Source organism: Shewanella sp. 11B5, from assembly GCF_002836795.1.
In the GTDB taxonomy this organism is placed as follows: domain Bacteria; phylum Pseudomonadota; class Gammaproteobacteria; order Enterobacterales; family Shewanellaceae; genus Shewanella; species Shewanella frigidimarina.
In genome coordinates, this window is sequence record NZ_PJAP01000480.1 from 1 (window position 1) to 6,258 (window position 6,258).

The 6,258-nt window shown below is 43.8% G+C and carries 5 protein-coding genes; all 5 read left to right on the plus strand.

The genetic code is table 11. The features are described 5' to 3' along the window. The coding region (locus tag CXF78_RS11180) for a nitrate reductase (RefSeq protein WP_180957117.1) at positions 1-1,759 on the plus strand (1,759 nt) is incomplete at its 5' end. Then, positions 1,759-2,643, plus strand: coding sequence for a uroporphyrinogen-III C-methyltransferase (cobA, locus tag CXF78_RS11185; protein ID WP_102036820.1), 885 nt, complete (start codon positions 1,759-1,761; stop codon positions 2,641-2,643). The genes CXF78_RS11180 and cobA, both read left to right, overlap by 1 nt. Next, complete coding sequence (locus CXF78_RS11190) at positions 2,636-3,814, plus strand: glycosyl transferase (protein WP_180957118.1); 1,179 nt, start codon at positions 2,636-2,638, stop codon at positions 3,812-3,814. Before cobA ends, CXF78_RS11190 begins: the two co-directional genes overlap by 8 nt. Next, positions 3,802-4,479 carry an ANTAR domain-containing response regulator gene (locus tag CXF78_RS11195; protein ID WP_011636979.1) on the plus strand — a complete coding sequence of 226 codons (678 nt, stop codon included), beginning with the start codon at positions 3,802-3,804 and terminating at the stop codon, positions 4,477-4,479. Before CXF78_RS11190 ends, CXF78_RS11195 begins: the two co-directional genes overlap by 13 nt. A gap of 236 nt (positions 4,480-4,715) precedes the next feature. Next, positions 4,716-6,258, plus strand: a 1,543-nt coding sequence (locus CXF78_RS11200; protein ID WP_180957119.1) for an FAD-dependent oxidoreductase, incomplete at its 3' end; no start/stop codon positions are given.

Below are 6,258 nucleotides of genomic sequence, written 5' to 3' on the forward strand. Positions count from 1 at the left end.
ATGCCATATGGGTTTTTCACAACCGGAGCAGCAGTTATTAGCTGATTTTTGGAAAGTTGATAGTATTGCGGATCAAAAAGGATTGGTTGCAGTTGAGATGTTTGATGCCCTTGCCGAAGGTAAAATCAAAGCGATTTGGATTATGGGTACCAATCCTGTGGTGTCTTTACCCAACAGTGAAAAAATAGCACAAGCATTAGCCGATTGTCCTTTTGTGGTGGTGTCTGAAATCAGTCCTGATTCTGATACCGCCAAACTTGCTGATGTATTACTCCCAGCTCAAGGTTGGTCCGAAAAATGCGGTACCGTCACTAATAGTGAGCGCACTATTACTCGTCAACGCGGCTTTATCACTGCCAAAGGGCAAGCTAAACCAGATTGGTGGGCCGTTAGCCAAGTAGCTAAGAAAATGGGCTTTGATGGTTTTGAGTTTGATGACAATGCCTGCATATTTAGCGAGTTTGCAGCCTTATCGGCGAAGGTTAAACAGGTTTTTCCAACTAAGGTGTTTGATCTTACTGGGCTAACAGAGTTATCCAAAGCACAATATGATGCATTGGCACCGACGCAATGGCCTATTGCTTCGGCAACTCAAATTGGTCAACAAAACGTGCGTGTTTTCGGCCTAGGTGAATTTGCTACCGCGACGGGTAAAGCGCAGTTTGTTACGCCTGCGGTTGTTAGTGTTCCGCAACAATCATTACCGAGTAACACCTTGTTATTAAACACTGGCCGAAGCCGAGATCAGTGGCATACCATGACTCGCACCGGACATATTGCTAGCTTACGAGCCAGTATTCCTGAGCCTGTCGTTCACCTGCATTCATCACAACTCAGTGCATTGTCGTTAACAGAAGGTGGCTTGGTCCGCATTGAAGCTATTCAAAATCAAATTGAACAATACTCCACAGAGACCGCTAACCCCGACCTTTTTACCCACGCCTCATTCACGATGGCTCGCGCTGTTGTCGATGATGACATACCGACAAATATGGCTTTGATGTCAATGCATTGGTCTGCACAGTTTTCGCTGACAAAAGGCGTGAATCAAGCATTAGATGCACGTGTCGACCCAATATCAAAACAACCTGGGTTTAAGTGTCAACCCGTGACATTAACCCCTGTTGAACTTGCGCTGCAAGGGGTGGTTTTTGGTCAACACGACTCTTCTGCTCACGGGCTATGTTGGCAAGTTGCACAAACGCTAGAGAACGGAGTGTGTCATCACATTGGTTTTACCGATACCGACGACAGTTTTGCCTACCAAGCAACAGCGCATTCACTAAAATGGACTTTAACGGTAGTTGGCCAGCCTTTATATATCCAATGCAATATGGATAAAGGATTACTTAAGGCATTAAAAATATTGTCTCATACTCAAGTGAATGTGGCCCTATATCAGATGAATGATTTTATTGGTAAGCCTGTCGATAAACAGTTAATTAAACAGCTACATCAGCAAATAAAAGCCGGAAATAGTCCGTTAATCTGCGCTTGTACAGGGGTAACCGAAGCGAACATTAACGACGAAATCAATCAACAATGTAACGACCAAGTGATGAGTGACGGTTTAGCGAATATCAGTTTTGAGCAGGCGTTAGATAGCACCCAGTTATTACTCGGTTGCGGCCGTCAATGTGGCAGTTGTCATAGTGAAGTTAAGCAGTGTGCCAAGCAGAGTTGGAAAGATGCCTTATCTTATTGCGAATCTTATTCCGACATTGACCATCAACCATCAGTAGCAGAGGACGTAGCCTAATGAAAACAGTAGAAGCAATGATAAAAGGTCATCAATCTATAAATGCTTTAGGGCATGCCGCAAATGAATTACACGCGGGTGATGTGGCTATTGTTGGTGCGGGTTGTGGTCAATTAGAGTTAATGACACTTAAGGCCGCTAGAATAGTGGCACAAGCTGAAGCGTTGGTGTTTGACAGCCTGGTGAGTAGTGACATTTTGACGTTAGTAACCCCGAGTTGTCAGCGTCACTTTGTGGGTAAACGCTGTGGTCAGCCGAGTAAAAAGCAAGACGATATTAATGAATTATTACTGACATTGGCGCAGCAAGGATTAAAAGTGGTGCGCTTAAAGGGCGGCGATCCGCATATTTTTGGTAGAGGTTCAGAAGAAGCGCTTTACCTTGCACAAAATGGTATCCGTTCGCAATTTATTCCAGGTGTTACCGCAGCGTTAGGTTGTGCATCAAGTACCGGCATTCCATTAACGTATCGTGGTATGGCCCGTAGTGTCACGCTGATCACCGGCACCAAAATGACCGATGCCGATAATGCCAATGCTCCAACTCAGTGGCAAGCATTGTTAGCGGCGCAATCTACGTTAGTGTTTTATATGGGTAAAGAACAAGCACCAAGCATTTCAATTGGGTTACTCGATGCTCAATGTGGCGCTAATCTGCCGGTAGCATTTGTTACCAATGGTGGAAGACCGAATCAAATTGTCTCTTATGCCACAGTCGCTTCTATGGGCGATGCCGCGTTAACCATTAAAGACTCTGGGCCGACGTTAATCATCATTGGTGACGTGGTGTCTGTTGGTCAACAGCTGAATGCTCTACTTGCCGATATTGACGTTGATGCAACACAACCCCCATTAGAATATGGGTACGAGGCTTTATATGCCTAAAATGGGTGAGTTAACGCTGACATCCATGGATGAGTTTGACTTTCGTTTGTTGATAAAAGCATTAGGTAAGGGCGAAAAAGGCTCTCGTGCATTAACGTTTGACGAGGCATGTTTGCTGCTTGAAGGTTTTGCTAAAGGAAAAGCAACGCGCGCACAAATGGCCAGTGCCATGATGCTCATGCGTGTGCGCGGCGAAACGACTGAAGAAATATCAGGCATGGTGGCCGGTTTACGTCGCACTGTAGATAAAGATTGGCATTCGCTTGAGGTCGATATCGACTGGCCTGTGTATGCGGGCAAGCGCGAGCAGTTGCCTTGGCTTTTACTCGTCGCTAAGTTATTAGCAAAACAGGGTGTTCGAGTGATGTTACACGGTGACAGCCAAGCTCTACCTCATCGCCGCCATGTTGAATCATGTTTAGCGTCGCTTAATATTGCGTGTTGTACTACACCGCAAATGGCCAAAGCGGCGTTGCATTCAGATAACATTGTTTACGTATGCGCCGGTGATTTAGCCCCAGTGTTAGATGAGTGTCGTCAATTACATCAAGAATTAGGTCTACGCAGTTTGATTCAAACCGCAGCGCGTTGCATGAACCCAACTAATGCACCAATAAGCCTTCGCAGTTATTTTCACCCTGGGTTAGATACGGTACACCAAGGAATATGCGAAATTTTATTTGAGAAAAGCGAATATCACGCCGGCAGTGTGGCTATTTTTAAAGGTTTACAAGGTGAAACCGAGTGTAATCCAAGAGTGGCTACCACGATAACTGTCATCAACGGACAGACAGATAATATAGCGGTATCGAGCTTATCTATCCCTACGTTATTAGAAGGTTTTTCTGGTGCAAAAGTGGGCCAAGCTGAATTGTCTAGCGACATTCTTGCGCTTTTATGGCGCGAAAAAGAACCTTTTTCTGCTGATGCGCTGACATCATTAATGTCACGCACCATGATTGAGCAAGCACTAAGCAGTGTTACGGCCACTTTGGCTGCTGTGCTGCTATTACTTAGCCGTAAATCAGCTATGACGGAACTCAATACAACTGCAATTATTACAACAGAACAAGCAGTTAATTTAAGCCAACAATGTTGGACAAACCGTTTTAATACAGCAGATAGTCCACTAAAACAATGGCAGAACAGGGAGTTGTTATGCGCAGTTTAATATTTTGTGACTCGAGTTTCTCGGCCGTTCCAGTAGTCGATTGTGAAGTTGTACAGTATCAGGCTTGTTTGGCTGCGTTTGGACATGTCACGGTGCTGACTTCTGTAAGCCAAGTTGAGCAACGATTACACCAACAAACATTTGATACCTTGCTGATATTAACCGACACATTGCACGCTCAAATCCAAGCACTAATCCAACGTACATTAACAAGCAAGCCTATGGTAATAGTTGTCAATGCCAAAACATGGCAGCAGACAGCATTAACCGAGTTACTTGATTGTGGTCGCATTACTTTTATTCCCGAAATATTAAGTGTTAACCGCTTAACCAGTGTTATTAGTTTGGCTCAAGCACGTTTTGATGCAGCCAGTAAAACGCTAGCCGAATTTAAGAGATTGGATGATGAAATTCGCAGTATAAAATTGCTTAGCCAAGCAAAATTAATTGTTATGGCGCAAGGATTTGATGAAACCAAAGCACATCAGATTATTCAACAACAAGCGATGCAAAAAGGGTTGTCTTTGGCACAAATGTCGGCACAAATTATTGCAGTGGCTAGTCCACAAAAAAGTCAGGTGTCACCAGTCACTATAGCAATGAGCAAGGATGGTGCGCCTCATGTTGGTGCGGTTATCCCTAAAGTGGACATGTTATCGTCATAATGTAAAGATTGCTGAGTTTTAATTTAATATGAATCAGATAGTTATAGTTTTTTATTTGTTGGCATAGAGCCTGCAACATCACAGTATGATACTGAATGTCGCTAATGGTTTTAATCCATTTAGATTCAAACAGTAAAATTTAAAAAATCGGGATTGTAACTGGCAATGGCGCCAACTCTTTAAGCGGAGTTGGCGCCATTTTGCGTTTTACGGTCCAAGGTATGAAGGAGTTGGATATGGCAGTCTCAAAACCCAAGTTAGTGGTCGTTGGTAATGGCATGGTTGGTCATCATTTTATTGAGCAATTGTGTAGTTTAGGACTCAATAAAACGTTTGACGTACACGTGTTTGGCGAAGAGCCGCGTCCAGCTTATGACCGAGTGCAGCTGTCAAAATATTTTGAGACCGGTAGCGCGGATCCATTGATGTTAACCAGTGCGCAAGATTATCAAGACTGGGGCATTACGCTTCACTTGAATACACCTATTACGGCAATTGATATTGCCGCCAAAACGGTGACCAGTGCGCAAGGTGACCATTATTCTTATACCCGTTTAGTACTTGCAACGGGATCATTTCCGTTTGTACCACCGATACAGGGTAACGATCGCGCTCAGTGCTTGGTGTATCGCACCATTGAAGATCTTGAAGCGATTCAAGCCGCAGCCCAAAACAGCCAAGTTGGGGTGGTGGTTGGTGGAGGACTATTAGGCTTAGAAGCCGCAAATGCCATGAAACAACTCGGAGTGAAAACCCATGTTGTTGAGTTTGCGCCACAATTGATGCCCGTTCAGCTAAATGACAAAGCTGGTGATTTATTGTGTAGTAAAATTGAACAACTCGGCGTGAGTGTTCATACATCAAAAGCCACCACCGCGATTATCGACGGTGAAACGGCATTACATAGAATGACCTTTAATGATGAGTCTTATCTTGAAACTGACATGATTGTCTTTTCTGCCGGTATTCGTCCACAAGATTCATTAGCACGTGTTTCAAATATCAATATTGGTGAACGTGGCGGTATTGAAATTGATGATTACTGCTTAACCTCTGCGCCAGATGTCTATGCTATTGGTGAATGTGCATTATGGCAGCAAAAAATATTTGGTTTAGTGGCTCCAGGTTATCAAATGGCCCGTGTTGTGGCTTCCCATATTGCCTCATTAGGATCAAATACTGTTTCACAGTCATTTACCGGTGCAGACATGAGCACCAAGTTGAAGTTGTTGGGTGTTGATGTAGCCGCAATTGGTGCTAGCCGTGGTTTTGATAATGCACAGTTTGTTGAGTTATCTGATAACCAAGCGGGCATTTATAAAAAATTATGGTTAGACGAAACCGGTAAATTTTTAAAAGGTGCGGTGTTAATTGGTGATAACAGCGATTACAGCCGCTTGCTCGATGCCTATTTATCTCAAGACGAGATTGAAGGTTCTGCGGTTGAGTTATTGCTAGCTGGTGCTGAAAATGAAGCTGATTTAAAAGACACTTCTATTGTGTGTTCTTGTCATCAAGTAACCAAAGGTGACATCGTCGAGTCTGTTACTGCGGGTAACCATAAAATAGCCGAGATTAAATCATGCACTCGCGCAGCATCGGGTTGTGGTGGTTGTGCGCCGTTAGTTCAAAAAATTATTGATCAAACGTTGCAAGCTGCAGGGCTCGATTTTAATGCTGGGATTTGTGCCCATTTTGATCATGACCGACAAGCCTTGTATCACTTATGCCAAGTGGAAAGCATTAATGATTTTAATACCTTAATCACCTGTCTCTTAT